Consider the following 260-nt stretch of genomic DNA (forward strand, 5'->3'; position numbering starts at 1 on the left):
CGATCAACGGCGTTTCCGGCGGCGGATTGATCCGCGTCATGGAGGCCGGGAACGAAGCCGCTTTCGAGACAGCGGGCGGCGATATTTACGTCGATGCAATCGTCGGATCCCTTCGCGCTATTACGGCAGGCGGCAATATTCGCGTAGGCCGCGCGGGAGCCGCCGTATCGGCGCGCACTTCCGGCGGGCGGATCAGCGTCATGTACGCTGGCGGTCCGGTTACGGCCGAAAACTCCAGCGGACTAATTGAAGTCGGCAAT

General features: G+C 63.1%; 1 protein-coding gene. It reads left to right on the forward strand.

Annotation, left to right across the window (positions count from 1 at the left end; all coding sequences use genetic code 11):
• Nucleotides 1–260, forward strand: a 260-nt coding sequence (locus AB1471_RS17555; RefSeq protein WP_367781008.1) for a DUF4097 family beta strand repeat-containing protein, incomplete at both ends; no start/stop codon positions are given.

Origin of the sequence: Jeotgalibacillus marinus (genome assembly GCF_040801915.1) — a bacterium.
In the GTDB taxonomy this organism is placed as follows: domain Bacteria; phylum Bacillota; class Bacilli; order Bacillales; family Jeotgalibacillaceae; genus Jeotgalibacillus; species Jeotgalibacillus marinus.